Raw genomic sequence first — 26287 nt, 5'->3', positions numbered from 1 at the left:
GCGTGACGAGCCGACGAGGTCGGCCAGAAGCCGAGGCTGCGGCTGCGGCTGCGGCTGCGGCTGCAGCTACGGCAGAGGCCACCGCCTCGAGCCACGGCCACGGCAGAGGCCACGGGCTCGAGCCCCGGCCACGGCCACGGCCACGGCCACGGCCACGGCGACGGAGACTAGACGTCGGCGAGCTCGCGCGTCTCCGACGTCTGGCGGATGGCCCGGTTGACGGCCGAGACGATCGCCTTCAGCGACGCCGTCGAGCTGTCGGCGTCGATGCCGACGCCCCAGAGACGCGTGCCGTCGACGTCGAGGTCGACGTAGGCCGCGGCCTGGGCGTCGCCGCTGGCGCTGAGCGTGTGCTCGACGAAGTCGTACAGCTTCACCGAGACGCCGTGCTCGCTGAGCACGGAGAGGAACGCCGCGATCGGCCCGGTGCCGCGACCGGTCGTCAGCTGGCGCTCGTCGCCGACGCGCAGCTCGACGTCGAGGCTGGTCTCGCCGCTCATGTCGCTCGACGTGCCCGTGCGGGTCAGCTCGAAGCGGCCCCACTTCTCGTCGGCGTCGTCGGCGGGCAGGTACTCGTCCTGGAAGATCGACCAGATGTGCGAGCTCGTCATCTCGCCGCCCTCGGCGTCCGTGCGCGACTGCACGACGCCGCTGAACTCGATCTGCAGCTTGCGGGGCAGGTCGATCGCGTGGTCGGCCTTGAGCAGGTAGGCCACGCCGCCCTTGCCGGACTGCGAGTTGACGCGGATGACGGCCTCGTAGCTGCGGCCGAGGTCTTTCGGGTCGACCGGCAGGTAGGGCACGGCCCACTCGAGCTGGTCGACGTCGACGCCCCGCTCGGCGGCGGTCGCGGCCATCGCCTCGAAGCCCTTCTTGATGGCGTCCTGGTGCGAGCCGGAGAAGGCCGTGTAGACCAGGTCGCCCGCCCAGGGGCTGCGCTCGTGGACGGGCAGCTGGTTGCAGTGCTCGGCGGTGCGCTTGACCATGTCGAGGTCGCTGAAGTCGATCTGCGGGTCGATGCCCTGCGTGAACAGGTTGATGCCCAGGGCGACGAGGTCGACGTTGCCCGTCCGCTCGCCGTTGCCGAAGAGGCAGCCCTCGATGCGGTCGGCGCCGGCCAGGTAGCCCAGCTCGGCGGCCGCGATGCCGGTGCCGCGGTCGTTGTGGGGGTGCAGCGACAGGATGACGCTGTCGCGACGCGCCAGGTTGCGGTGCATCCACTCGATCGAGTCGGCGTAGACGTTGGGCGTCGCCATCTCGACGGTGGCCGGGAGGTTGATGATGACGGGGCGGTCAGGAGTCGCGTCGAAGGCCTCGATCACCTGGTTGCAGATGTCGCGCGCGAACTCCAGCTCGGTGCCGGTGTAGCTCTCGGGCGAGTACTCGTAGAAGACGGTGGTCTCGGGGATCGTCGCCTCGTGCTCGCGGCAGAGCCGGACGCCCTCCAGGGCGATGTCGACGATGCCCTGGCGGTCGGTGCGGAAGACGACGTCACGCTGGAGGACGCTCGTGCTGTTGTACAGGTGGACGATCGCCTGCTTCGCCCCCGCGATCGACTCGTAGGTGCGCGCGATGAGGTGCTCGCGGGCCTGCGTCAGCACCTGGATGGTCACGTCGTCGGGGATGGCGCCCTCGTCGATGAGGCTGCGCACGAAGTCGAAGTCGGTCTGCGAGGCGCTCGGGAACCCGACCTCGATCTCCTTGTAGCCCATGCCGACCAGCAGGTCGAACATGATGCGCTTGCGCTCGGGGCTCATCGGGTCGATCAGCGCCTGGTTGCCGTCACGGAGGTCGACGGCGCACCAGCGCGGGGCCTGCTCGATCCGCTTGGCGGGCCACGTCCTGTCGGGCAGGTCGACGGCGATCTGCTCGTGGAACGGACGGTACTTGTGGATCGGCATGGCCGAGGGCTGCTGTGCGTTCTTCATGGTCTCAGGTCTCTCTCGCCCCGGGAGGGGCTGTCTTCGCGGGTGGGTCGGCCGACGGCGAACTCCGCGACGAGGGAGGCCAGGGTCAGGACTCGTCGCGGCGGCGAAGGAGGCGGAGCGCACAGGTGAGCACGTGCCGAGGCTAGCACCGACCTCGACGGCACGCTGGACCGTGACGACGCCGGCGCCCGGCTACTCCGCCAGCCCGTGCTCGTAGGCGTAGACGACGAGCTGCACCCGGTCGCGCAGCGACAGCTTCGACAGCACGCGGCTGATGTGCGTCTTGACCGTGGCCTCGCTGAGGTACTCCCGCCCGGCGATCTCGGAGTTGCTGAGCCCGCGGGCGGCGAGGTCGAAGATGTCGCGCTCGCGCGTGGTGAGCGTGCCGAAGGCGGCGGGCACCGCGGCGGCCCGCGCCGACCGCCCGTCGAAGTGCTCGAAGAGCTCACGGGTGGCGGAGGCGGCGATGACGGCGTTGCCGGCGTGCACGGTCCGGATGGCCGCGAGCAGGAACTCGGGGTCGGCGTCCTTCAGGACGAACCCGCTGGCCCCGCCCCGGATGGCCCGGGTCGCGGCCTCGTCGAGGTCGAAGGTCGTGAGCACGATGACGCGCGGCGGCTTCCGGGAGGCGGCCTGGGCCTGGGCGAGGACGGCCGTCGTCGCGGCGATGCCGTCCATCACGGGCATGCGGATGTCCATCAGCACCACGTCGGGGCGGGTCGCGGCGACCATGGCGACGCCCTCCTCCCCGTTGCTGGCCTCGCCGACGAACTCGAGGTCGGGCTGCGAGCTGACGAGCATCTTGATGCCGGCCCGGAAGAGGGCCTGGTCGTCGACGAGCGCGACTCGGACGGCGGTGGCGGGCGTGGTGGGGCTCATCGGCGGATTCCTACTTCTTGGGTGAGGGCGAGGGTGGGCACGACGGCGTGCACGACGAAGCGACCGTCGGCGTCCTGCGTGGTGAGCGAGCCGCCGGCGAGGGTCGCGCGCTCGCGCATCCCGTCGAGGCCGTGCCCGCCTCCGCGGCGGTCGTCTCCGCCGGGGCGGGTGTCGACGGGCTGGGTGGCGGGCCGGACGACGTTCGTGACGACCAGGTGGAGGGCCTCGTAGCGCCAGTCGAAGAGGAGGTCGACGGGCGCCCCCGCGGCGCCGTGGCGCAGCACGTTCGTCAGCGACTCCTGCACGATCCGGAAGACGGCGAGCTGACGGTTGGTGCCCAGCACCTGCGCCTCCCCCTGCACCCGGTGCTCGATGACCAGGCCGGAGGCGCGCATCTGCTCCAGCAGCCGGTCGAGGTCGCCGAGGGCCGGCTGGGGCGCCTCCCCCTGGCTGTGGCGGAGCTGCCCGAGCAGCACGCGGACGTCGCCGAGCGCCTCCCGGGCCGTGGTCGCGATGGTGACGAGGGCGTCGTCGACGGACCCGGCGTCGACCCTGGCCGCGTAGCGGGCGCCGTCGGCCTGGGCGATGACGACGGCCAGGGAGTGCGCGACGACGTCGTGCATGTCGCGGGCGATGCGGTTGCGCTCCTGCTCGACCGCCACGTCGCGCTCGGCCCGGGCGGCCTCCCGCTCGATGCGGGCGACCTCGCCCTCCGCCCGCGCCGTCTCGCGCTCGGCGATGAGCTGCGCCTCACGGCTGAGCCGCTCGGACGACCGTGCTCGCGCCAGGAGGCCGCCCGCCCACGGCAGGCCGAGGAGGGCGAGGAAGCCGAGGAAGGTGATGCCCAGCTGGAGCAGGATGCGCACGACGTCCTGCAGGCCGTACACCGTGTAGTCGATGCCGAAGAGCGTGGTCTGCACGCTCGTGACGTAGAAGGTGCCCACGGCGGCCCCGACGACCGTGGAGACGAGCCCCGCCCACTTCGTCGCCTCGGTGCCGTAGGCGGCGACCGTGTAGAGCACCGCGCAGATCGCCAGGTTGCTCACCCCGGGGCTGGTCTGCGACAGCATCTCGCTGATCGCCACGACCCAGGCGAGCACGAGCGACGGGCCCGGGGCGAGCCGCCGGACGGCGAGCGTCGCCGTCATGCCCGCGATCACCAGCCCGGCCGCCGTGCCTCCCGCGCTGAGGCCCAGCGCGACGACCCCGAGGACGACCGCGGCCGACACGTCGACGACCACCTGGTACGGGGCGAGTCGTCGGAAGATCACCGCACCACCGTACGGCCCGCGGCCCGGCCCCACGACACCGACGGCGCCCCGGACGACGAGAGGACGACGGGGATCATCCTGTGGAGGGACACCGCCGGGTCAGAACCCGAGGCGGCCGAGCAGCTTCGGGTCGCGCTGCCAGTCCTTCGCGACCTTGACCCGGATCGACAGGAAGACCTGCTTGCCGACGAGCGGCTCGATCTGGGCCCGGGCCCGGGCGCCGACCTCGCGGAGGCGAGCGCCGCCTCCTCCGATGACGATGCCCTTCTGGCTGTCGCGCTCGACGAACAGGTTCGCGTAGATCTCGAGCAGGTCGCGGTCGTCGCGCTCGATCATGTCGTCGATCGTGACGGCCAGCGAGTGGGGCAGCTCGTCCTCCACGCCCTCGAGCGCGGCCTCGCGGATGAACTCGGCGATCCTGTCCTGCACGACCTCCTCCGTGACGGCGTCGGCCGGGTAGAGCGGCTGCGAGACCGGCATCAGCTTGATCAGCTCGGTGGTGAGCACGTCGAGCTGCACGCCCTCGACGGCGGAGAGCGGGATGATCGCCTCCCAGTCGCGGAGCTTGCTCACGGCGAGCAGCTGCTCCGCCACGGCGGGCCGCGAGATCGTGTCGGTCTTCGTCACGATGGCGACCTTCTTCGCCCGGGGGAAGGCGTCGAGCTGCTCGTTGATGAACTTGTCGCCGGGTCCGATCTTCTCGTCGGCCGGCACGCAGAAGCCGATGACGTCGACGTCGCCGAGCGTCGTCTGGACGACGCTGTTGAGGCGTTCGCCGAGGAGGGTGCGCGGGCGGTGCATGCCCGGGGTGTCGACGACGACGAGCTGACCGACCTCGCGGTGGACGATGCCGCGGATGGCGCGGCGCGTCGTCTGCGGCTTCGACGACGTGATCGCCACCTTCTCGCCGACGAGGGCGTTCGTCAGCGTGGACTTGCCGACGTTCGGGCGGCCGACGAACGAGACGAAGCCCGCGCGGTAGGTGGACCCCGCCGGAGGCGCGGCGGAGGTGCGGTCGGCGTCGTCGGTGTTCGTCATGGTGCTTCTCTCGTCGTGGCGGGTGCGGTGTCGGCCTCGGCGGCCGTCAGGTCGGGACTGCGCTCGACGAGCACGGTCTGGAGGTCGTGCCGGCGGCCCTCGGTCCGGTCGGCGGTCAGCACGAGACCGGACACGGTCACGACCGAGCCCTTCTCGGGCAGGCGGCCGAGCGCCTTGGTGAGGAGCCCGCCGACGGAGTCGACGTCGTCGTCGTCGAGCTCGAGGCCGAACAGGTCGCCGAGCTCGTCGACGGGCATGCGAGCGCTGACGCGGAAGACGCCGGGGCTGACCTCGCGGTGGGCGGCGACCGTTCGGTCGTACTCGTCGCTGATGTCGCCGACGAGCTCCTCGATGAGGTCCTCCAGGGTGACGAGCCCGGCGATGCCGCCGTACTCGTCGACGACCATCGCGAGGTGGTTCTTGTCGACCTGCATCTGGCGCAGCGTGTCGTCGGCCTTCTTCGACTCGGGGACGAAGAGGGCGGGGCGGGCGAGCCCCACGACCGGCGCCGAGTCGTCGCCGACGTGCTCGTGCAGGCGCCGGGCGAGGTCGCGGAGGTAGACCACCCCGACGACGTCGTCGCTGTCGCGGCCGACGACCGGCACGCGCGACACGCCCCGGCCGAGGAAGAGGCTCATCGCGGAGCCGACGGTCGCCGTCGCCTCGACGGTCACCATGTCGGTGCGGGGCACCATGACCTCGCGGACGACGGTGTCGCTGAACTCGAAGATCGAGTGGATGAGCTCCCGGTCGTCCTCCTCGAGGACGTCGAGCTCGGTGGCCTCGTCGACCATGCTGAGCAGCTGTTCCTCCGACGAGAACGACGCGGTGCGCGGCCGCCCCGGGGTGACCCGGTTGCCGACGGCGACCAGGGCGTCGGCCAGGGGGCCGAGCACGAGCCGGAGGGCCCGGACGAGCCCGGCCGTGACGACCACGAGCCCGCGGGCGTGGGCGCGGCCGACGCTGCGGGGGCTCGAGCCCACCAGCACGAACGACACGACGGTCATGATGAGCGCCGACAGCAGCAGGGCCAGCCACCACTGGTCGACGGCCGTCGCGAACGAGAGCGTGACGAGCACGGCCGCCGACGTCTCGGCGACAATGCGCATGAAGTTGACGGCGTTGACGTGGGCGCCGACGTCGTCGGCGACGGCGAGCAGGGCCGCCCGGCTGCGCGGGGAGGCCTCGGCCTCCTCGTGCAGGTCGCCCCGGCTGAGGACGCCCAGGGCCGAGTCGACGGCCGCGAGCAGCCCTCCGAGGACGACGAGCACGACGGCCACGATGACGAACACGGTGACCATCACGGCGTCACCGTCTCTCGTCGGCGGCCGCGAAGGCGGCCAGGATCTCGCGCTGCAGCCCGAACATCTCGCGCTCCTCCTCCGGCTCGGCGTGGTCGAAGCCGAGCAGGTGCAGGACGCCGTGGCAGGTGAGCAGCAGCATCTCGTCGAGGGGCGAGTGGCCCGCCGTCGCCGCCTGCGAGACCGCGACCTGCGGGCAGACCACGATGTCGCCGAGCAGCCCGGCCGGGGTCGGGTCGTCTTCCGTACCGGGGCGCAGCTCGTCCATGGGGAAGCTGAGCACGTCGGTCGGGCCCGGCTCGTCCATCCACTGGACGTGCAGCTGCTCCATGGCGGCCTCGTCGACGAGCACGATCGCCAGCTCGGCCTCGGGGTGCACGTGCATCTGGTCGAGGGCGAAGGTCGCGAGCCGCTGCAGCGCGGCCTCGTCGACCTCGATGCTCGACTCGTTGTTGACCTCGATGCTCATCGGCTGCCTCCCGTCGACCGCGACGCACCGTCGGCGGACGAGGGCCGCGCGGCCGCCGCCTGCTCTTCTCGGTGGGTGCGCTGCGCCTGCCGCTCGGCGTCGTACGTCGTGTAGGCGTCGACGATCCGGCCGACGAGGGTGTGACGGACGACGTCGTCGCTCGTCAGGCGGGCGAAGTGGATGTCGTCGATGCCGTCGAGCACGCGGGTCACGAGCTGAAGGCCGCTCGCGCCGGTCGGCAGGTCGATCTGGGTGACGTCGCCCGTCACGACCATGCGGGAGCCGAAGCCGAGCCGGGTGAGGAACATCTTCATCTGCTCGGGCGTCGTGTTCTGCGCCTCGTCGAGCACGACGAAGGCGTCGTTCAGGGTCCGGCCGCGCATGTAGGCGAGCGGGGCGACCTCGACGGTGCCGGCCGCGAGCAGCTTGGGCACGATCTCCGGGTCCATCATCTCGTTGAGCGCGTCGTAGAGCGGGCGGAGGTACGGGTCGATCTTGTCGGTGAGGGTGCCGGGGAGGAAGCCCAGGCGCTCCCCCGCCTCGACGGCGGGGCGCGTGAGGATGATGCGCTGCACCTCGCGCCGCTGCAGGGCCTGGACCGCCTTCGCCATGGCGAGGTAGGTCTTGCCGGTGCCCGCGGGGCCGATGCCGAACGTGATGGTGTGCTGGTCGATCGCCTCGACGTAGCGGGCCTGGCCGAGCGTCTTCGCCCGGACGGACTTGCCGCGGCTCGAGACGATCGGCTGGCCGAAGACGTCCGCGGGCGCGGCCTGCCCGGAGTCGAGCAGCTTCGCGCTGGTCTCGACCTCGGCCGGGACGAGGTCGTGGCCGTTGCGCACCAGCGAGACGAGCTCGTCGACGAGGCCCCGGGCCCGGGCGACCGACGCCGCCGGCCCCTCGAGTCCGACCTCGTTGCCCCGCACGAGGACACGGACATCGGGGTACTGCTTCTCGACGGTCTTGAGGAGCCGGTCGTGGGGACCGAGCAGCTGGACCATCGCGACGCCGTCGACGGTGATGTCGACCCGGGTCGCGCCCTCGGCGCGGGCGTCGGAGCCGGTGGACGGAGTGTCGCTAGTGGGCAAGGGTGCCTTCCTGGAGGAGTCCCCCGAGCACGTGGGCGTGCGCGTGGAACACGGTCTGGCCGGCCGAGGGGCCGGTGTTGAAGACGAGCCGGAACTCGCCGCGGCCGACCGAGAGGTCGGTGCCGTCGTCGGAGCGGAAGACGGCCGGGTCGGCCGACAGGGCCGAGGCCGTCGCCACGATCTCGGCGAGCAGCGCGGGGTCGCCCGCGGCCAGCTCGGCGACGTCGTGCCACCGCTCGCTCTTGGGGACGACGAGCAGGTGGACGGGAGCCTTGGGCTCGACGTCGCGGAACGCGATGACCCGCTCGTTCTCGAAGACGATGTCGGCCGGGATCTCGCGCGCGACGATGCGGCTGAAGACGGACGGCTGGTCGGAGCCGCCGGGGGCCTGGCTGGTCTGGTCGTCGGACATGCCGCTCATCGTACCGGCGGCCGGTGACACCGGCCCGACGTCGGCGACGGGGCCGCCTACCAGCGACCGAGCCGCACGCTGAGGACGGCCAGGGCCGCCGGGCCCGCCGTCGAGGTCCGCAGCACGCTGTCGCCGAGCCTCGCGAGCGTGGCGCCCGCGTCGACGAAGAGGGCGAGCTCGGCGGTCGAGACGCCGCCCTCGGGGCCGACCACCACCGTGACGACCGAGCCCGCGCCTCCCTCGGGCGGGAGGTCGACCGCGGAGAGCGCGCGGTCGGCCGTCGGCTCCAGCACGAGCACCGGGCCGAGCGCCGTGCGGGCCGCGAGCTGCTTCGTCGTCGCGAGGTCGAGCACCTCGGGCGCCCAGGGCCGGATCGCCTGCTTCGTCGCCTCACGGGTGATCGCGCGCCAGCGGCTCGTGCCCTTCGCGACCTTGGCGCCCTCCCAGCGCGACACCGACCGCGACGCCGACCAGGGGACGACCTCGTCGACCCCGAGCTCCGTCGCGGCCTGGACGGCCAGCTCGTCGCGGTCGCCCTTCGCGAGGGCCTGGGCCAGCGCGATCCGCACCCCCGGCCGAGGATGCGCGGTGACGGTCGCCGCCACCAGCGACAGCCGGTCTCCGGTCGCCTCGGTCACCTCGCCCCGCACCACCGTGCCGCGGCCGTCGCCGAGCGTGAGCTGCTCGCCGACCCGCACCCGGCTGACGGTGACGGCGTGCCGGGCCTCGGCGCCGGTGACCGTGACGGTCGAGCCGGCCACCGCCTCCGTCAGGTCGTCGACCAGGTAGAAGTGCGCCACGATCAGAAGTTGAGGAACCGGTCGCGGAGCTTGCCGAACAGGCCCTGCTGGAACTGCGAGAGCTCCGGCGCCTGCTCGCGACGGCCGGCGGCGAACTTCTCGATCAGCTCGCGCTCCTTGTGGCTGAGCTTCGTCGGCGTCACCACCTGGACGCCGATCTTGAGGTCGCCGCGGCCCGTGCCGCGGAGCTTCGTGACCCCGCGGTCGCGGACGGTGAGCACGTCGCCGCTCTGGGTGCCGGGCTTGAGCTCGATCTCCACCGCGCCGTCGAGGCCGTCGAGGGTCGTCTCGGTGCCGAGGATCGCGTCGGACATCTGCACCTCGAGCGTCGCCAGGAGGTCGTCGCCGTTGCGGCTGTACGTCTCGTGGTGGCGGACCTTGACCTCGAGGTAGAGGTCGCCGTTGGGGCCGCCGGCCTGGCCGACCTCGCCCTGGCCGGGCAGCTGGAGGCGGAGGCCGGTGTCGACGCCCGCTGGGATGTCGATGGGGATGGTGCGGCGCGCGCGGACGCGGCCCTGGCCCTGACAGGTCGGGCACGGGTTCGGGATGACTGTGCCGTAGCCGCGGCAGGTGCCGCAGGGGCTGGAGGTCATGACGTTGCCGAGCAGCGAGCGGACCTGGCGCTGGATCTGGCCCGAGCCGTGGCAGATGTCGCAGGTCTGGGGCGAGGTGCCGGGCGCGCAGCAGGACCCGGAGCAGGTCTCGCAGAGGACCGCGGTGTCGACCTCGATGTCGCGCTGGGTGCCGAAGACGATCTCTTCCAGGTCGACCTCGAGGCGGAGCAGGGCGTCCTGGCCGCGCTCGCGACGCGACCTCGGCCCCTGGCGCTGGCCGCCGCCTCCCCCGCCGCCGAAGAAGGCGTCGAAGATGTCGCCGAAGCCCGCGGCGCCGCCTCCCCCGCCGAAGCCGGCCTGCGGGCCGAGGTCGTAGCGCTCCCGCTGCTGGGGGTCGCTGAGGACGTCGTAGGCGTGCGTGACGTCCTTGAACCGCTCGGACGCCTCCGGGCTGGGGTTCACGTCGGGGTGCAGCTCGCGGGCGAGCCGGCGGTACGCCTTCTTGATCTCCTCCGGGGTCGCCGAGCGGTCGACTCCGAGCACGTCGTAATGATCTGCCACTGGTTCTCGTCTGCCTCTGGTGTGCGTCTGCGCTCCGCGGGGGCCGCGGGGCGGATGTCTGGGTGGGGTGTCTGCTGGTCGTGTGTCGTGTCAGGGGGTGGAGTCGGTGGTCGGGGCCGCAGGCCGGCGACGGCCCTCGTCAGCGCTCGGAGAGCAGGGACGAGAGGTAGCGGGCGACCGCCCGGACCGCCGCCATGTTGGTCGAGTAGTCCATGCGCATCGGGCCGAGCACGCCCAGGCGGGCGATCTCGCTGCCCGACGACGAGTAGCCGCTCGCGAGGACGGACGCCTGCGAGAGCCCGAACGACTCGTTCTCGCGGCCGATGCTGGCGGCGACGTCGACGGCGTCGAGCTGCATCTCGCCGAAGAGCCGGAGCAGCGCCACCTGCTCCTCGATGGCCTCGAGGACGGGGTAGAGGTTGCCGCTGAAGTCGTCGCCGATGCGGACGAGGTTCGCCGCGCCCGCCATGACCAGGCGGTCCTGGCGGCCGGTGGCGAGCTGCTCGACGAGGCTCGCCACGAGGAGCCCGACGGTGGCCGCGCGCTCGGGCGGGTGCTGCGCCGACAGGTCGGCCAGCGCCGTCGCGGCGGCGCTCAGGGCAGCCCCGCCGACGAGGGCGTTGAGCGAGGAGCGCAGCTCGCCGAGGAAGGACTCGTCGACCGGCGCGGGGAGCTCGACGACCCGCTGCTCGACCTGGCCCGTGTCGGTGATGAGCACCGTCATGACCCGGCGCTCGGCGAGGCTGACGAGCTCGACGTGGCGGACGCGGGCCCGCGAGAAGGAGGGGTACTGGACGAGCGCGACCTGGTTCGTCAGCTGGCTGAGCAGGCGGACGGTGCGGCCGAGGACCTCGTCGAGGTCGGTGGAGTCGCCGAGGAAGGTCTCGATCGCCTGGCGCTGCGCGGCGCTGAGCGGGCGGAGGTCGGCGAGCTGGTCGACGAAGAGGCGGTACCCCTTGTCGGTCGGGACGCGGCCGCTGGAGGTGTGCGGGGCCGCGATGAGCTCCTCCTCCTCGAGGAGGGCCATGTCGTTGCGGATCGTCGCGGCAGAGACGCCGAACTGGTGCCGCTCGACGATGGACTTCGAGCCCACGGGCTCCCGGGAGGCGACGTAGTCGTGCACGATGACGCGCAGCACCTCGAGCCCTCGTTCCGAGACCACCGCACACCTCCTCATCGCACCACGGGCCCGGCGCGCCCCGCGGGCGTCGACACGGACCGGCTGGCACTCGCCGTACCAGACTGCCAATGCTACGCCACCGGCCTGGCGGTACCTACTCGCGCCGCGCCTCCCTGTCCTATGCTCGGCGTGACGGACACCGGACCGCGCGGTCCGGTCGACGCCCTCGGGCACCGGCCCCTCCGGGGCGGGAGGCCGTCACCTCCGACCACGACGAACCAGGTGAGCAGATGACCGACACCCCGCCCGCAGAGCCGCAGGACCCCTACGCCAAGCAGCCCGGCCAGGGCGGCCCGGCCGGCCAGCCCGGCCCGCCGCCGTACGGGCAGCAGGCACCCGGCCAGCAGGCACCCGGCCAGCAGGCGCCGCAGGGCGGCCCGCAGCCCTACGGCCAGCAGCAGCCGTGGGGCCAGCAGGCCCCGGGCGGCGGCGCCGGCTACCAGCAGGCCGGCCAGCCCCTCCGTCCGGAGGACGAGAAGCTCTGGTCGACCCTGATCCACGTCGGCGGGATCCTGTTCGGGTTCATCCCGGCGCTCGTCGGCTACCTCGTGCTGAAGGACCGCGGTCCGTTCATCCGGGAGCACACGCGTCAGGCGCTCAACTTCCAGATCACGATGACGATCGCGAGCGTGGTCGGCGCCCTGCTCTGGATCGTCCTCGTCGGCTACCTGATCTCGGCCGCCGTCGGCATCGTCATCCTCGTCTTCAGCATCCTCGCGGCCCTCGCCGCGAACAAGGGCGAGTACTACAAGTACCCGCTGACGATCGAGTTCATCAAGGCGTAGCCCGCCGGCGCGACAGCGCCGCCGCACCCACCGAGGCGCGTCTCCCCCGGGGAGGCGCGCCTCGCGTCACGCCGGGAGCAGCCGGCTGACGACGGCGTCGGCCATCAGGCGCCCGGTGCGCGTCAGCTCGACGCGGCCGGCGAGGGCGGCGCGGCCGTCGATCCATCCGTCCGCGATGAGCCCGGCGACCGCCGCCCGGCCCGTCGCGTCGAGGTCGCTCGTCGGCAGGCCGTCCCGCGTGCGCACGGCGAGCAGCACGCGCTCGACCCGGCGCGTCTCGTCGTCGAGGGTCTCCCGCCCCGCCCCGGGCGACTCCCCCGCGGTCATGCGCTGCGCGTAGGCGGCGGGGTGCTTGACGTTCCACCAGCGGACCCCGCCGACGTGGCTGTGTGCGCCGGGCCCGACGCCCCACCAGTCCTGGCCCGTCCAGTACGACAGGTTGTGGCGCGACCGGTGCTCGACGCCGCGCGACCAGTTGCTCACCTCGTACCAGTCGTAGCCGGCCTCGGCGAGGCGGGCGTCGGCCAGCTCGTACATGTCGGCGGCCGTGTCGTCGTCGGGCTGGGCGACCTCGCCGCGGCGGATCTGCCGGGCGAGCTTCGTGCCGTCCTCGACGATCAGGGCGTAGGCCGAGAGGTGGTCGGGCTCCTGCGCGAGGGCGACGTCGAGCGACCTCGTCCAGTCGTCGAGGGTCTCGCCCGGCGTGCCGTAGATGAGGTCGAGGCTGACGTCGAGGCCGGCCTCCCGGGCCCAGGCCACGACGAGCGGGATGCGCTCGGGGTCGTGGGTGCGCTCGAGCGTGGCCAGCACGCTCGGCACGGCCGACTGCATGCCGAAGCTGACCCGGGTGAAGCCGGCGGCGGCGAGGGCGCGCAGGTACTCCGCGTCGACGCTGTCCGGGTTGGCCTCCGTCGTGACCTCGGCCCCCGCCTCCAGCCCCCAGGTGTCGACGACGGCGTGCAGCATCGTCGCGAGGTCGGTGTGCGGCAGCATCGTCGGGGTGCCGCCGCCGAAGAACACGGTGGAGGCGCGGCGCGGCGGCAGGCCCGCCCGCTCGAGCACACGGCCGGCCTGGGCCACCTCGGCCACCGCCTGCGAGGCGTAGTCGTCGCGACGGGCCCCGCGCAGCTCGTCGCCCGTGTAGGTGTTGAAGTCGCAGTAGCCGCAGCGGACGCGGCAGAACGGGACGTGGAGGTAGACGCCGAGGTCGCGGTCGGCGACGCCCTCGCAAACGGAGGCGGGCAGGGATCCGTCGGCGGGGGCCGGGTCGGCGACGGGGAGGGCTCCGGGCACCGTCAGTGGCCCGGACGCACGTCGCGGACCTCGTCGGGACCGTGACGGCGCGACTCCTCGTCGTCCGCCGCGGCCTCGGCGGCGGCCGCGAGGTCGACGTCGTCGACGCTCGGCACGGTCTCGCTCGCGTCGCCGGTCTCGTCGTTCTGGCTCAGGGCCTGGAGGTAGCGCTTCGTGTAGAGGGTCTGCGTCCGCTTCATGAACGGCGACACGAGGCGCCAGCGCCACGTGCTCGGGCGCGAGAAGGCACGGATCGTCAGCCACACCGAGCCGTCGTCGGTCTGGTCGACGATCCAGCTCTCTTCTCCGCTCTCGGGGTGGCCCTCGAGCGTGCCGTAGGCGAAGCCCTTGCGCTTCGGCTCGTCGACGACGTAGACGACGCGCACCGGCGCCTCCACCTGGCGGCCCCAGGCAGAGATGACCAGCGTCGCGGTCGTGCCGGCCGTGAGGAAGGGCGTGCCGTCGGGCGCGTAGCGCGACTCGTCGGGGCGCTCCTCGCTCCAGTGCGCCGGGTCGACCGGCTCGCCCGACTCGTCGAACGTCACCGGCACGTAGCCGGTGTCATCGGCGGGCGGGACGTCGTCGACGCGCACCGTGATGCCGCTGCGCTCCTGGATCTTCCAGGTCAGGGCGGCGATGCAGGCCGCCTCGAAGCGCGCGTCGCCGTGGCCCACCCGGGTGCGGTACTCGACCGGGGTGAAACCGACCGGCGGGTACTGCATCAGGTCGGCGGCCTGGGTGGCCCCGACCTCGCCGTAGGTGGTCCGGGTCTCGGTGTGGGTGGCTCGGCGCATGGGGCTACTTCTTGTCCTTCTTCTCCGTGTCGCCGGAGAGGGCGGCGATGAACGCCTCCTGGGGGACCTCCACGCGACCGATGGTCTTCATGCGCTTCTTGCCCTCCTTCTGCTTCTCGAGCAGCTTGCGCTTGCGGGTGATGTCGCCGCCGTAGCACTTGGCGAGGACGTCCTTGCGCATCGCGCGGATGCTCTCGCGCGCGATGATCCGCGCGCCGATCGCGGCCTGGATGGGCACCTCGAACTGCTGGCGCGGGATGAGCTCGCGGAGGCGCCCGGTCATCAGCACGCCGTAGGCGTAGGCCTTGTCGCGGTGGACGATGGCGCTGAAGGCGTCGACCTGCTCGCCCTGCAGCAGGATGTCGACCTTGACCAGGTCGGCCTCCTGCTCGCCGGTGGGCTCGTAGTCGAGGCTCGCGTAGCCGGCCGTCTTCGACTTGAGGCTGTCGAAGAAGTCGAAGACGATCTCGCCGAGCGGCATCGCGTAGCGGATCTCGACGCGGTCCTCGCCGAGGTACTCCATGCCGAGCAGCGACCCGCGGCGCTGCTGGCAGAGCTCCATGATCACGCCGACGTAGTCCTTCGGGGCGAGGATGGCGGCCTTCACCATCGGCTCGCGGACGCTGGCGATCTTGCCGCCGGGGAACTCGCTGGGGTTGGTCACGGTGACGGTCTTGCCGTCCTCCGCCGTGACCTCGTAGACCACGCTCGGCGCGGTCGTGATCAGATCGAGGCCGAACTCGCGCTCGAGCCGCTCGGTGATGATCTCGAGGTGCAGCAGGCCGAGGAACCCGCAGCGGAAGCCGAAACCGAGGGCCACCGACGTCTCGGGCTCGTAGACCAACGCCGCGTCGGAGAGCTTAAGCTTGTCGAGCGCCTCGCGGAGGTCGGGGTAGTCGCTGCCGTCGATCGGGTAGAGGCCCGAGAACACCATCGGGAGCGGCTCGGTGTAGCCCGGCAGCGCCTCGGTGGCCGGCTTCGCGTGGGTCGTGACGGTGTCGCCGACCTTCGACTGCCGGACGTCCTTCACGCCGGTGATGAGGTACCCGACCTCGCCGACGCTGAGCCCCGCGCTCGGCACCGGCTCCGGCGACGAGACGCCGATCTCGAGGATCTCGTGCGTCGACTTCGTCGACATCATCTGGACCTTCTCGCGAGGGTGCAGCGTGCCGTCGATCATCCGGATGTATGTCACGACGCCGCGGTAGCTGTCGTAGACCGAGTCGAAGATCATCGCTCGCGGCGGGGCGTCGGCGACGCCGACCGGCGACGGGATGCGGTCGACCACGCGGTCGAGGAGCTCCTCGACGCCCATGCCGGTCTTGCCGCTGACGCGGAGGACGTCGGCGGGGTCGCCGCCGATCAGGCTCGCGAGCTCGGCCGCGTACTTGTCGGGGTCGGCCGCGGGCAGGTCGATCTTGTTGAGCACCGGGATGATCTCGAGGTCGTTCTCGAGCGCCAGGTAGAGGTTCGCCAGCGTCTGGGCCTCGATGCCCTGCGCGGCGTCGACCAGGAGGATCGCGCCCTCGCAGGCGGCGAGCGATCGGGAGACCTCGTAGCTGAAGTCGACGTGCCCGGGGGTGTCGATCATGTTCAGCGCGTAGGTCGCCCCGTCGCGCTCCCACGGCATGCGGACGGCCTGGCTCTTGATCGTGATGCCGCGCTCGCGCTCGATGTCCATGCGGTCGAGGTACTGGGCGCGCATGGCGCGGCTCTCGACGACGCCGGTGATGCCGAGCATGCGGTCGGCCAGCGTCGACTTACCGTGGTCGATGTGCGCGATGATGCAGAAGTTGCGGAGTTGCTCGGGCGCGGTCTGGGCCGGCTCGAGTGCTCGGAGTGCTTGGGGGCTCACACGGTCCTCTGGGGGTGGCGGGCGGGGGTCCGAGCATTCTCCCACGCCCGCGACGCGGCGAGGGCCCGGCAGCGCCGACCCGCGCCCCCGGCGGGTCGGCCCGGGCCGCCTAGCCGAGGCCGCCGAGGAGGTGCGCGACGCCGAGCGGGACGCCCACGGCCAGGCCGAGGCCCAGCACGATCGCCGCGCCCGCGAGCATGACGGCGTTGGCGACGATGCCGATCGTCGAGAACGTGCGCGCCTCGGGCTCGCGACGGCGCGCGAGGACGCCGAGCACGAGGCCGACGATCGGCACGACGAGGGTGAAGCCGGCGGCGACGGAGACCAGGCCGAGCACGAGGCTCGTGATGCTGAGCGGCGCGGAGGCAGCGGCGGGGGCGGCGACGGAGGGGGACGGGGCGGGGGCGGTGGTGGTCGAGGTCATGCACCGAGCCTAGGAAAGTCGACCCGCGACTCCTCGGGGGCTGACCCCCGGAAACGGCCGGGGGCCCGCCCTCGCCCGGCGGTGCGGGAGGTGCGGGACGGGTCAGTCGGACGACACGACGGAGGCGCGGCCGAGCGGGCGTCGCGGGTCGCCGGGAGCGGGCAGCGCGGCCAGGCCCCGCGTGATCACCTCGGGCGACGAGGCGAGGCAGACGCGGATCCAGCCCTCGCCGGAGCGGCCGAACGCGCTGCCCGGCGCGACGGCGACGCGGTGCTGGAACAAGAGATCCTCCGCCCAGGCGGCGACGTCGCCCCGCGAGGCGTGGCCGACGTCGATCCAGAGGTAGAAGGCGCCCTGCGGGTCGAGGTAGCGGATGCCCCGCTCGTCGAGCAGGCCCTTCGCCAGCTCGAGGTTGCTGCGGTAGTGCTCGCGGGCCTCGGAGACCGGCGAGTGGTCGCCGAGGACGGCCGCGAGGGCCGCCAGCTGGTCGGGCTCGGCGACACAGCTGATCGCGGCCTCCTGCACCGTGCGCATCGTGTCGGCGAGGCCGCGCGGCGTCACGAGGTAGCCGACCCGGACCCCGGTCATCGCGTACGTCTTGCTCGTCGAGAAGACGCTGAAGACGCGGTCGTCGGCGTCGAGGCTCGCCAGGCTGACGTGGGGCGTGCCGTAGGTGAAGTACTCGTAGACCTCGTCGCTGATCACCCAGAGGTCGTGGCGCGCCGCGAAGTCGAGGAGCGACTGCAGCACCTCCCGCTCGTAGACGACGCCGAGGGGGTTCGACGGCGAGTTGACGATGATCACCCGGGTTCGCGGAGTGACGAGCTTCTCGAGGTCGTCGACGTGCGGCACGAAGCCGCGGTCGGGCGACAGCGCGTAGGGCACGGGGACGGCGTCGAGCATGCGGGCGTTCATCGTGAAGGTCGTGTAGCCGGGGTCGGGCACGAGGACCTCGTCTCCCGCGGCCAGCAGCAGGCCCATCGTCTGGTGCAGGGCCTGCGTGGCGCCGACCGTCACCCAGACCTGCTCGACGTCGACGTGGACGTCGTTCTCGCGGGCGAGCTTCGCCACCAGGGCCTCGCGGAGCGCGGGGACGCCGCCGTTCGGCGTGTAGTTCGTGCGGTCGTCGGCCCAGGCGCGCCTCGCCGCGTCGGCGACGTGGTGCGGCACGGGCACGTCGGGCTCCCCCACGACGAGCATCGCGACGTCGTCCAGCTTCGCCGCGATCTCGAAGATCCGTCGGATGCCGGACGTGGGGACGGACGCGACGTGCGGGGCGAGCGAAGGCATGCTGAACGGTACTACGGGCGACACGCCGCGCCTCCGGCCCCTCGGTCGTTGAGGATGGCGGACGCGACTGGTAACGTTGCCTGTTGGCTTGCGCGTTACGTCTGAACTGACGGAACGCGATCCCAGCCGTGAGCCGCTCCGGTGGCAGCACCGGCGGCAGCCCGGGCAGGACGCACCGTCCTCCGGTCGGCTGGCGCATCACTCGTCCAGACACAGAAACCAAGGAAGTAGCGAACGTGGCAAACATCAAGTCGCAGATCAAGCGCATCGGCACCAACAAGAAGGCCCAGGACCGCAACAAGGCCGTCAAGAGCGAGCTCAAGACCGCGATCCGCGCCACGCGCGAGGCCATCGTCTCGGGCGACAAGGACAAGGCCACCAGCACCCTCGCCCTCGCGGCGAAGAAACTCGACAAGGCCGCCAGCAAGGGCGTCATCCACAAGAACCAGGCCGCGAACCGCAAGTCGGCCATCGCCAAGCAGGTCAGCGCTCTCTGAGCCGAACCCCGGTGACGCGTCGCTGACGCAGCATCCCCGACGACCTGGTCGTCGACGACGAAGGCCCCGTCTCCTCGGAGACGGGGCCTTCGTCGTGCCCGCGGCCGGCGGTCGCGGGCCGTCGCCGTCGCCGTCGGCAACTCCTGCGGGCTGCCCGCCAGGGCGGCCCCCACGCCGCTCTCGAGACAGGGAGCAGGAGTTGCCGACGCACGCTTGGCCGCGCCGCACGTCCGGAGCGCGGCGGGACCGGCACCGCGCCTCCCCCGCGAGCCGTCGGCAACTCCTGCAGCCTGCTCGCCGGGCCGGCCCCCACGCCGCTCCCGCGACCAGGAGCAGGAGTTGCCGACGCACGCCTCGCTGCGCAGCACGTCCGGGCCGCGACCGAATCGGCACGCGCCTCCCCCGCGGACGGTCGGCAACTCCTGCGGCCTGCCCGCCGACGTGGCCCCCACGCCGCTCACGCGACCGAGAGCAGGAGTCGCCGACGCACGCTTCGCTGCGCCGAACATGCGGCGGCGGCGGCACCGCGTCGGCGCCGGTTCAGCGCCTCCGACGCGGCGCGGTCGGCAACTCCTGCGGGGTGTCGCTGAGCGGCCGTCCCGGGAGCCGATGAGGGCACCGTGCAGGAGTTGCCGACCACCGCCGGCGCGCGACGGAGGGAGGGAGGGGGCACCCTCGGGCGGGGCCCGACGACGCAGGCCGGCGCGGGGCGGGGCGGCGCGGCGCGGCGCGGGGCAGCGCGGCGCGGGGCAGCGCGGCGAGGGGCAGCGCGGCGCGGGGCAGCGCGGCGCGGGATGGCGCGGGACGGGGCGGGGCGGGAGGCGCGGGTCAGCGGGCGAGGGAGCCGCGGGTCGCGACGGCGGTCACCATGCGCTCGAGGGCGTAGATCGCGTCGCGCTCGGCGCCCTTGACGGCGGCGTCGGTCTCGGCGATGAGCTCGATGCAGCGCCCGAGGCCGTCCTCGCTCCAGCCACGCACGTCGCGCTGCGCCCGCTCGACCTGCCAGGGCGCCATGCCGAAGCGCGAGGCCAGCTGGCCCGACGGCCCGTACGAGCCCTGCACCTTCGCCATCGTGCGGACCTTCATCGCGAACGCGGCCACCACGGGCACCGGATCCGCCCCGGACGACAGGGCGTGCCGCAGGAGCACCAGCGCCTCGCCCTGCCGACCCGCGATCGCCATGTCGGCCACCTTGAAGGCGTTCGTCTCGACACGGCCGGCGTAGTACTTCTCGACCGTGGCCTCCGTGATCTCGTCCGCCGCGTCGGAGATCAGCTGCTGGCACGCGCTGGCCAGCTCGGCGAGGTCGTCGTTGAAGGCCGTCACGAGGGCGCGCAGGGCCCCCGACGTGACCCGACGACGCTCGGCCCGGAACTCGGCGGCGGCGAAGTCGAGCTTCTCGGTCTCTTTCTTCAGCTCGGCGCAGACGACCTCGAAGCCGCCGCCGAGCCCGGAGCGCAGCGCGTCGAGGAGCTTCTTGCCCCTCACGCCGCCGCCGTGCCGGAGCACGAGGTACGTGTCGTCGGCGGGCGACTCGAGGTAGCGGAGCGTCTCGGTGAGGAACGCGTCCGTGCACTTCTCGACGGAGGAGACCCGGATGAGGCGCGGCTCGGCGAACAGGGAGGGGCTCGCGAGCGAGATGAGCTCGCCCGGCTGGTAGTGGTCGGCCTCGAGGTCGTTGACCTCGAGGCTCGGGTCCTCCGCCGTGAGCTGGTCACGCAGCTGCCGCACGGCCCGGTCGGCGAGGAACTGCTCCGGCCCGCTCACGAGCACGACGGGGGCCGGTCGGATCTGGTGCCACGCGACCTGGTCGACGCTGACCGACGCCTTCTTGACGGTCTTGCCGGTCGTCTTCGCGGCCACGGTCCTCCTCCAGGTGCGGCCGCCCCGGGCAGCCGGTGATCAGCGTAACGGACCCCTCCGTCACCCACGACGACGCCGCCAGAGACGCAGCTCCGCCGCGGCGCCGTCGGCGGCGGGCGCCCCGCTGACGGTCACCGCCGCGTCGCCGTCGAGGTCGGTACGGGCGACGACGGCCCCTCCGACGAGCGCGAGGGCGTCGTCGGTCGGGTGCCCGTAGCCGTTCTCCCGCCCGACGCCGATCATCGCCACCCGGGCGGGAGCGCGGCGGTAGAGCTCCGCGTGCTGGTCGGCGGAGCCGTGGTGCGACACCTTGACGACGTCGACCGGCCCCACGGCCTCCTCGCCGGCCGGCGACGACAGGAGCCTCCGCTGGGCGGTCTCGCCGAGGTCGCCGAGCGCGAGCAGCGACGCGCAGCCGGTGACGCACCCTGGGGCGGGCCGCCACGCGGTCACGACGCTGGCGTCGTTGCCCGAGGCCTCAGGGTCGACCGGCCAGAGCACCGACCAGGTCAGGTCGCCGAGCACTCCGCCGGCGCCGGCCGTCACGGGGACGACCTCCGCGCCTCCCGCCCGGAGGCCGTCGACGACCGCCACGTCGGCCGGTCTCCCCGGCGCCCCGAGGAGCACGGTGGCGACGTTGCCCGCGACCACTCCGACGGCCCCGACGTGGTCCGTGTCGAAGTGGGTGAGGACGAGCAGGTCGACCTCGTCGACCCCGAAGCGGCGCAGGCAGCCGGCCAGCGCCTCCTCGTCGTCGCCCACGTCGATCAGCGCCACGCGCCCGGCGCTCCGGACGAGCACGGCGTCGCCCTGCCCGACGTCGCACTGAACGACGACCCAGTCGTCGGGCACCCCGGCGCGCTCCCCGAGACGGGCACCGACGGCGACGCCGGCCGGCACGACGAGAGAGGACACGAGCGCGACGCTCAGCAGACGTCGGGCCCGCAGCCCTCGCGGTGTCAGGACGAGGGCCGCGACGAGCGCGGACGCGACGACCAGCACGGCCACGCCCGCCGGCCCGCCCGACCAGTCCAGGCGAGCCCCCGGCCACGCGGCGACGGTGCGGGCGACCGCGCCGACCCAGCTCGCCGGCACCCAGGCCACGCGCGCGACGAGCTCGGCCGCGCGGGGCGCCCACGGCGCCGTCACGCAGACCAGGAGGCCGGCCACGGTGGCGACGGGAGCCGCGGGCTCGGCCAGGACGTTCGCCACGACCCCGTGCACCGGGAGGCTGGGCTCGAGCAGCAGCAGCACGGGCTGGCACGCGAGCTGAGCCGCCGCCGGGACCGCGAGCCCCAGCGCGAGCGGCGTGGGCAGCACGCGGGCGAGCTCGGCCGCCAGCGGTCGCGCCAGCACGACGAGCCCCGCCGTGGCCAGGACGGAGAGGGCGAAGCCGACGTCGCGCGCCAGCCAGGGGTCGGCGAGGAGCAGCCCCGTCACGGCCAGGGCGACGACCGGGAGGCCCGACACGGGCCGGGCCGCCGCGAGGTGGACCAGCACCACGAGCGCCATGACCGTGGCCCTCAGGATGCTCGCGTCGGGCGTCACCAGCACGAGGAAGGCCAGCAGGACGACGCAGGAGACCCCGATGCGGACCACGCGGGGCACCCGCAGCGCACCGCCCACGAGCATCACGAGGGCGACGAGGACGGCGCAGTTCGAGCCCGACACGGCGGTCAGGTGGGTCAGCGAGGCCGTCTCCATCGCGTCCCGCAGGTCGTCGGGCACCGCCGACGTGTCGCCCAGCACCAGGCCGGGCAGCAGGGCGCCGCCGTCGCCCGGCAGCTCGGCCACGGCGTCGCGGAAGGCCCCTCGGAGCCCGTTCGCCACGGCCTCGACGCCCTCCGCCTCGGCTCCGGCCCGCAGCGGCCCCCGCGACGCCGCCGCCCACGGGTGCGGATCGCCGCGCTCCACGGGCAGCAGCGAGACGCGGACCCGGACGGCCTGGCCGATCTCCACGGCCGGCCCCGAGACCCGGGGCCCCAGCAGGAACAGCGAGGAGTCGCCTCGCCAGACCGCCCGACCGCCCACCTCGACGAGGCCCACGTCGAGCTCCGCGGTGGTGCTGCCCGGGACGATCCGGGCCGTCGCGGTGCCCTCGATCGTGACCACCCTGCCCTGCACGTCGAGGACGGCGGGCGGCCACCGGTCGTCCGCCCGCGCCGCGGCCGCCCCGAGCAGGAGACCCGCCAGCCCCGCCGTCACGAGCACGAGGGCCGCGACGGGGGACGCGCGGGAGGCTCGGGGCCTCGCGAGGGAGCCTGACCGGGCCGGCGGCCCGGCTGGCGCTCCGGCGGACGCCCCACCCGACGGGCCGACGCCCTGACCGCCCCTCCCCGCGACGGCTGCCACCACGCCGGCCGCCAGCAGGACCACCGCGAGGCCCGCCAGCACGACCAGCTGCCGCCCCGCCGACCACGGCAGCGCGACGACGAGCACCGCCCAGGCCACGCCCGCCGGGACCGCCAGGCGGACGTCGACGGGCCGAGCCGCCTCGCCGTCGCCGACGGTCACACCGTCACCAGCGGCCGGAGCGACTCGAGGGTCTTCTCGCCGATGCCCGGCACCTCGAGCAGGTCGTCCACGGACCGGAACCCGCCCGAGCCCTCCCGCCACTCGACGATGGCGGCCGAGGTCGCCGGGCCGACCCCGGGCAGCGCCTGGAGAGCCGTGGCGTCGGCGCGGTTCAGGTCGACCAGGCCGCCGCCCGCGCCGCCCCCCGCACCCGACGCCCCGCCCCCGCCGGCAGCACCCCCGACGGCACCCGTCGCACCGCTCCCATCCACGACCTCGCCCACCGCCGGCACCCGCAGCTGCTCGCCGTCGGCCACCGGCCGGGCGAGGTTGACCCCCGCCTCGTCCGCACCCTCCGCGAAGCCCCCGGCCGCGGCGACGACGTCGACCACGCGGGCTCCCGCGGGCACCTCGTAGAGGCCGGGCCGGGCGACGTGGCCGTGCACGTGGACGAACAGCGACCCCGCGGTGCCCGGCCCGGCACCCGCGCCGGTCGCCGCCGCCCCCGCCTCGCCGTCGAGCGGGCCGCCCGGCGACGACGCCGCCGTGATCGCGGTCTCGCCCGCGCCTCCCCCCGCTCCCCCTGCCGTGGCCACCGCCGTGGCGACGACCGACCCCACGGCGAGCACCAGCAGCACCACGACGGCCGCGCCGAGGCCGAGACGCCAGCGCGGGCCGCCCGGCCTCGCCGGGTCGGGCGCGCTGCGGAAGGTGACGACCATCCCGTGACGCTAGGGGCCGCCGTGGTGCCCCCGTCGACGACGACGGCCGCCCTGGGGAGCCAGGGCGGCCGTCGGTGACCGGGGAGGGACGGAGCGCCGCTACTTGACGGCGATCGCCACGAGGCGGGGCGCCCGCACGACCACGTTCACGATCTCCTTCTCGCCGACGGCGCGCTGCACCGCGGCGGAGTCGCGGGCCAGGGCCTCGAGCTCCTCCGAGCTGATCTTCGGCGAGACCTCGAGGCGGTCGCGCACCTTGCCGTTCACCTGCACGACGGCCGTGACGCTCGTCTCGACGAGCAGGGTCGGGTCGGCCTTGCGCCACCCGGCCGAGGCGACGGAGACGCCGTCGTGCCCGAGCTTCTCCCACATCTCGCTGGCGGTGTACGGGGCGAAGAGCGACAGGGCCAGGGCCACCGTCTCGGTCGCCTCGCGCACCGCGGGGTCGGCCGCGCCGGCGCCCGAGTCGATCGTCTTGCGCACCGCGTTGACGAGCTCCATCAGGCGCGCGACGACCACGTTGAACTTGAACGCCTCCGTCAGCCCGGGCGCCTCGGCGAGGAACCGGTGCGTCTGGCGGCGCAGGGCCTGGTCGCCGTCCGCCCAGACGGCGTCGACGGGGCTGGCGACGTCGGACGAGAGGCGGAAGGCGCGGGCGAGGAACTTCGCCGACCCGGCCGGCGAGACGTCGGCCCAGTCGATGTCGTCCTCCGGCGGCCCGGCGAACGCCATCGTGAGGCGGATGGCGTCCACGCCGTGCTTCTCGACCTCCTCCGACAGCGTGACGAGGTTGCCCTTGCTCTTGCTCATCTTCGCGCCGTCCTGCAGCACCATGCCCTGGTTGAGCAGCGCGCTGAACGGCTCGGTGAAGTCGACGTAGCCGAGGTCGAAGAGCACCTTGGTGATGAAGCGGGCGTAGAGCAGGTGCAGGATGGCGTGCTCGACGCCGCCCACGTACTGGTCGACCGGCGCCCAGCGGTTGACGACGGCGGGGTCGAAGGCCTTCTCGGCGTCGTTCGGGCTGAGGAAGCGCAGGAAGTACCACGAGCTGTCGACGAAGGTGTCCATCGTGTCGGCGTCGCGCCGGGCCGGCGTGCCGTCGACCGGGTTCGGCACGGTCACCCAGTCGGTGGCGGCGCCGAGCGGCGAGCTGCCCTTCGGCTTGAGGTCGAGGCCCTCGGTCGACGGCAGCAACACGGGCAGCTGGTCCTCCGGCACCGGCACCTCGGTGCCGTCGGCCGCGTGGACGATCGGGATGGGCGTGCCCCAGAAGCGCTGGCGCGAGATCAGCCAGTCGCGCAGGCGGTAGGTCTTCGCGGCCTTCCCGGCGCCCTTCTCCTCGAGCAGCTCGACGACGCGCTTGATCGCGTTCGACTTGCTGAGGCCGGTCAGCGGGCCCGAGTTCATCAGGCGGCCGTCGCCGGTCAGGGCCACGCCGGTCTTCGCGGGGTCGAGCTCGGGCAGGTCCTCGGGCAGGATCGCCTGGCCGTCCTCGTCGAGCTCGAGCTTCGGGATCACGCCCGTCACGGGGGCGTTCGTGTCGACGACGACCCGGACGGGCAGGTCGAACTTGCGGGCGAAGTCGAGGTCGCGCTGGTCGTGGGCGGGCACGGCCATGACCGCGCCGTGGCCGTAGTCGGCCAGCACGTAGTCGGCGGCCCAGACCGGCATCGGGGCGCCGGTGAGCGGGTTGACCGCGACGCGGCCGAGGGGCACGCCGGTCTTGGGCCGGTCGGCCGTCTGGCGCTCGATCTCGGTCGACTTCTGCACCTGCACCAGGTACTCCGCGAAGGCGGCCTTGACGTCGTCGGTGGCCTCGGCGACGAGCTCGGCCGCGAGGTCGCTGTCGGGCGCGACGACCATGAACGTCGCCCCGTAGAGCGTGTCGGGGCGCGTCGTGAAGACCGTGACGCGCTCGTCGCGGCCCTCGATCTCGAAGTGCACGTCGGCGCCGATCGACCGGCCGATCCAGTTGCGCTGCATGTTCAGCACCTTGGTCGGCCAGCGGCCCTCGAGCTGGTTGAGGTCGTCGAGCAGGCGGTCGGCGTACTCGGTGATGCCGAAGTACCACTGCGTCAGCTTCTTCTTGACGACGACGGCGCCCGAGCGCTCGGAGGTGCCGTCGGCGAGCACCTGCTCGTTCGCCAGGACGGTCTGGTCGACCGGGTCCCAGTTGACCCAGCTGTCCTTCCGGTAGGCGAGCCCCTTCTCGTACATCTTGAGGAACAGCCACTGGTTCCACTTGTAGTACTCGGGGTCGCTCGTGTGGAGGACGCGGTCCCAGTCGAAGGAGGGCGCGTAGAGCTTCATGCTCTGCGCCTGCTGCGCGATGTTCGCGTAGGTCCACTCGCGCGGGTCGACGCCGCGCTTGATGGCGGCGTTCTCGGCGGGCAGGCCGAAGCTGTCCCAGCCGATGGGGTGGAGCACGTTGAAGCCCTGCTGGCGCCAGTAGCGCGCGATCACGTCGCCGAGCGCGTAGCCCTCGGCGTGGCCCATGTGGAGGTCGCCCGACGGGTACGGGAACATGTCGAGGATGTACTTGCGCGGGCGCTTGTCGTCGGGGTCGACCGCGAAGGGCTTCGCGACCTCCCACACCTGCTGCCACTTGCGCTGCAGGCGCGCGACGTCGTACTCGCGCTCCTCGGCGGGGGTGTTGTCGTGCTCGTGTGCCACGGGACTCTCATTCGCTCACGGGGTGGAGGCGACCGGCGGACGGCACGACGAGGTGCGGGCACGCGGCGGCCCGTCGTCCAGGGTAGCGGCCCGCCGCAG

General features: G+C 73.2%; 22 protein-coding genes. 2 read left to right on the top strand and 20 right to left on the bottom strand.

Features of this window, described 5'->3' with window-relative positions; genetic code table 11:
• Nucleotides 1-167: 167 nt before the first annotated feature.
• The 11 genes from leuA to hrcA form a co-directional block, all read right to left on the bottom strand.
• Complete coding sequence (gene leuA / locus FHR77_RS04745) at nucleotides 168-1928, bottom strand: 2-isopropylmalate synthase (protein ID WP_167259034.1); 1761 nt, start codon at nucleotides 1926-1928, stop codon at nucleotides 168-170.
• A gap of 192 nt (nucleotides 1929-2120) precedes the next feature.
• Entirely contained in the window at nucleotides 2121-2807 is a 687-nt protein-coding gene (locus FHR77_RS04740) for a response regulator (RefSeq protein ID WP_056054229.1), read from the bottom strand.
• A complete protein-coding gene (locus tag FHR77_RS16355; protein ID WP_341777219.1) occupies nucleotides 2804-4078 on the bottom strand; it encodes a sensor histidine kinase in 1275 nt (424 codons plus the stop codon). The genes FHR77_RS04740 and FHR77_RS16355 overlap by 4 nt, the downstream gene beginning before the upstream one ends.
• 99 nt (nucleotides 4079-4177) lie before the next feature.
• Entirely contained in the window at nucleotides 4178-5116 is a 939-nt protein-coding gene (gene era, locus FHR77_RS04730) for a GTPase Era (protein WP_167259033.1), read from the bottom strand.
• Nucleotides 5113-6417: a hemolysin family protein gene (locus FHR77_RS04725; RefSeq protein WP_208380637.1), complete on the bottom strand. Its 1305-nt coding sequence runs from the start codon at nucleotides 6415-6417 to the stop codon at nucleotides 5113-5115. Before FHR77_RS04725 ends, era begins: the two co-directional genes overlap by 4 nt.
• A gap of 7 nt (nucleotides 6418-6424) precedes the next feature.
• A complete protein-coding gene (gene ybeY, locus FHR77_RS04720) occupies nucleotides 6425-6886 on the bottom strand; it encodes an rRNA maturation RNase YbeY (protein WP_056054216.1) in 462 nt (153 codons plus the stop codon).
• Nucleotides 6883-7971: a PhoH family protein gene (locus FHR77_RS04715; protein ID WP_424955528.1), complete on the bottom strand. Its 1089-nt coding sequence runs from the start codon at nucleotides 7969-7971 to the stop codon at nucleotides 6883-6885. The genes ybeY and FHR77_RS04715 overlap by 4 nt, the downstream gene beginning before the upstream one ends.
• Nucleotides 7961-8383: a histidine triad nucleotide-binding protein gene (locus tag FHR77_RS04710; protein ID WP_167259031.1), complete on the bottom strand. Its 423-nt coding sequence runs from the start codon at nucleotides 8381-8383 to the stop codon at nucleotides 7961-7963. Before FHR77_RS04710 ends, FHR77_RS04715 begins: the two co-directional genes overlap by 11 nt.
• A gap of 56 nt (nucleotides 8384-8439) precedes the next feature.
• Nucleotides 8440-9183 carry a 16S rRNA (uracil(1498)-N(3))-methyltransferase gene (locus tag FHR77_RS04705; RefSeq protein ID WP_167259030.1) on the bottom strand — a complete coding sequence of 248 codons (744 nt, stop codon included), beginning with the start codon at nucleotides 9181-9183 and terminating at the stop codon, nucleotides 8440-8442.
• Between the two features lie 2 nt (nucleotides 9184-9185).
• The gene (gene dnaJ, locus FHR77_RS04700) at nucleotides 9186-10298 is read right to left on the bottom strand and encodes a molecular chaperone DnaJ (RefSeq protein WP_167259029.1); all 1113 of its coding nucleotides are present in this window, start codon (nucleotides 10296-10298) and stop codon (nucleotides 9186-9188) included.
• A 139-nt stretch (nucleotides 10299-10437) separates the two neighbouring features.
• Complete coding sequence (gene hrcA, locus FHR77_RS04695) at nucleotides 10438-11460, bottom strand: heat-inducible transcriptional repressor HrcA (protein ID WP_167259028.1); 1023 nt, start codon at nucleotides 11458-11460, stop codon at nucleotides 10438-10440.
• 248 nt (nucleotides 11461-11708) lie between these two features.
• On the opposite strand from hrcA, the gene FHR77_RS15930 reads away from it, so the two are divergent.
• Nucleotides 11709-12263: a DUF4870 domain-containing protein gene (locus tag FHR77_RS15930; RefSeq protein ID WP_243861366.1), complete on the top strand. Its 555-nt coding sequence runs from the start codon at nucleotides 11709-11711 to the stop codon at nucleotides 12261-12263.
• A 66-nt stretch (nucleotides 12264-12329) separates the two neighbouring features.
• Here FHR77_RS15930 and hemW read toward each other — a convergent pair whose 3' ends face one another.
• From hemW to FHR77_RS04665, 5 genes are all read right to left on the bottom strand, one after another.
• On the bottom strand, nucleotides 12330-13556 hold the full coding sequence (gene hemW, locus FHR77_RS04685) for a radical SAM family heme chaperone HemW (protein ID WP_167259027.1): 1227 nt from the start codon (nucleotides 13554-13556) through the stop codon (nucleotides 12330-12332).
• A 2-nt stretch (nucleotides 13557-13558) separates the two neighbouring features.
• Nucleotides 13559-14350: a DUF1990 family protein gene (locus FHR77_RS04680; RefSeq protein WP_082514327.1), complete on the bottom strand. Its 792-nt coding sequence runs from the start codon at nucleotides 14348-14350 to the stop codon at nucleotides 13559-13561.
• 4 nt (nucleotides 14351-14354) lie between these two features.
• Entirely contained in the window at nucleotides 14355-16205 is a 1851-nt protein-coding gene (gene lepA, locus FHR77_RS04675; RefSeq protein ID WP_056054197.1) for a translation elongation factor 4, read from the bottom strand.
• Nucleotides 16206-16314: 109 nt separating this feature from the next.
• Entirely contained in the window at nucleotides 16315-16629 is a 315-nt protein-coding gene (locus FHR77_RS04670) for a hypothetical protein (protein ID WP_156369920.1), read from the bottom strand.
• Nucleotides 16630-16731: 102 nt separating this feature from the next.
• Complete coding sequence (locus FHR77_RS04665; RefSeq protein WP_167259026.1) at nucleotides 16732-17919, bottom strand: pyridoxal phosphate-dependent aminotransferase; 1188 nt, start codon at nucleotides 17917-17919, stop codon at nucleotides 16732-16734.
• A gap of 236 nt (nucleotides 17920-18155) precedes the next feature.
• Between FHR77_RS04665 and rpsT the strand changes: the two genes are divergently transcribed.
• The gene (gene rpsT, locus FHR77_RS04660) at nucleotides 18156-18416 is read left to right on the top strand and encodes a 30S ribosomal protein S20 (protein ID WP_056054191.1); all 261 of its coding nucleotides are present in this window, start codon (nucleotides 18156-18158) and stop codon (nucleotides 18414-18416) included.
• 828 nt (nucleotides 18417-19244) lie between these two features.
• Here the strand turns inward: rpsT and holA are convergent.
• The 4 genes from holA to leuS form a co-directional block, all read right to left on the bottom strand.
• Entirely contained in the window at nucleotides 19245-20279 is a 1035-nt protein-coding gene (holA, locus tag FHR77_RS04650) for a DNA polymerase III subunit delta (RefSeq protein WP_167259025.1), read from the bottom strand.
• A 60-nt stretch (nucleotides 20280-20339) separates the two neighbouring features.
• A complete protein-coding gene (locus FHR77_RS04645) occupies nucleotides 20340-22793 on the bottom strand; it encodes a ComEC/Rec2 family competence protein (protein WP_167259024.1) in 2454 nt (817 codons plus the stop codon).
• The gene (locus FHR77_RS16350) at nucleotides 22790-23515 is read right to left on the bottom strand and encodes a ComEA family DNA-binding protein (protein WP_167259023.1); all 726 of its coding nucleotides are present in this window, start codon (nucleotides 23513-23515) and stop codon (nucleotides 22790-22792) included. Before FHR77_RS16350 ends, FHR77_RS04645 begins: the two co-directional genes overlap by 4 nt.
• Before the next feature lie 99 nt (nucleotides 23516-23614).
• Nucleotides 23615-26188, bottom strand: a complete 2574-nt coding sequence (gene leuS / locus FHR77_RS04635; RefSeq protein WP_056054181.1) for a leucine--tRNA ligase — start codon at nucleotides 26186-26188, stop codon at nucleotides 23615-23617.
• Nucleotides 26189-26287 lie beyond the last annotated feature (99 nt).

This window comes from Frigoribacterium endophyticum (assembly GCF_011759585.1).
Taxonomy (GTDB): domain Bacteria; phylum Actinomycetota; class Actinomycetes; order Actinomycetales; family Microbacteriaceae; genus Frigoribacterium; species Frigoribacterium endophyticum.
Note: the sequence above shows the minus strand (reverse complement) of the source record. Positions and strands in the feature narration are given on the sequence as shown.

Coding starts and splice junctions, on each gene's coding strand:
- leuA (WP_167259034.1), bottom strand. CDS start 1,928: ATGAAGAACGCACAGCAGCCCTCGGCCATGCCGATCCACAAGTACCGT.
- FHR77_RS04740 (WP_056054229.1), bottom strand. CDS start 2,807: ATGAGCCCCACCACGCCCGCCACCGCCGTCCGAGTCGCGCTCGTCGAC.
- era (WP_167259033.1), bottom strand. CDS start 5,116: ATGACGAACACCGACGACGCCGACCGCACCTCCGCCGCGCCTCCGGCG.
- FHR77_RS04725 (WP_208380637.1), bottom strand. CDS start 6,417: ATGGTCACCGTGTTCGTCATCGTGGCCGTCGTGCTCGTCGTCCTCGGA.
- ybeY (WP_056054216.1), bottom strand. CDS start 6,886: ATGAGCATCGAGGTCAACAACGAGTCGAGCATCGAGGTCGACGAGGCC.
- FHR77_RS04710 (WP_167259031.1), bottom strand. CDS start 8,383: ATGTCCGACGACCAGACCAGCCAGGCCCCCGGCGGCTCCGACCAGCCG.
- FHR77_RS15930 (WP_243861366.1), top strand. CDS start 11,709: ATGACCGACACCCCGCCCGCAGAGCCGCAGGACCCCTACGCCAAGCAG.
- FHR77_RS04680 (WP_082514327.1), bottom strand. CDS start 14,350: ATGCGCCGAGCCACCCACACCGAGACCCGGACCACCTACGGCGAGGTC.
- FHR77_RS04670 (WP_156369920.1), bottom strand. CDS start 16,629: ATGACCTCGACCACCACCGCCCCCGCCCCGTCCCCCTCCGTCGCCGCC.
- FHR77_RS04665 (WP_167259026.1), bottom strand. CDS start 17,919: ATGCCTTCGCTCGCCCCGCACGTCGCGTCCGTCCCCACGTCCGGCATC.
- FHR77_RS16350 (WP_167259023.1), bottom strand. CDS start 23,515: ATGGTCGTCACCTTCCGCAGCGCGCCCGACCCGGCGAGGCCGGGCGGC.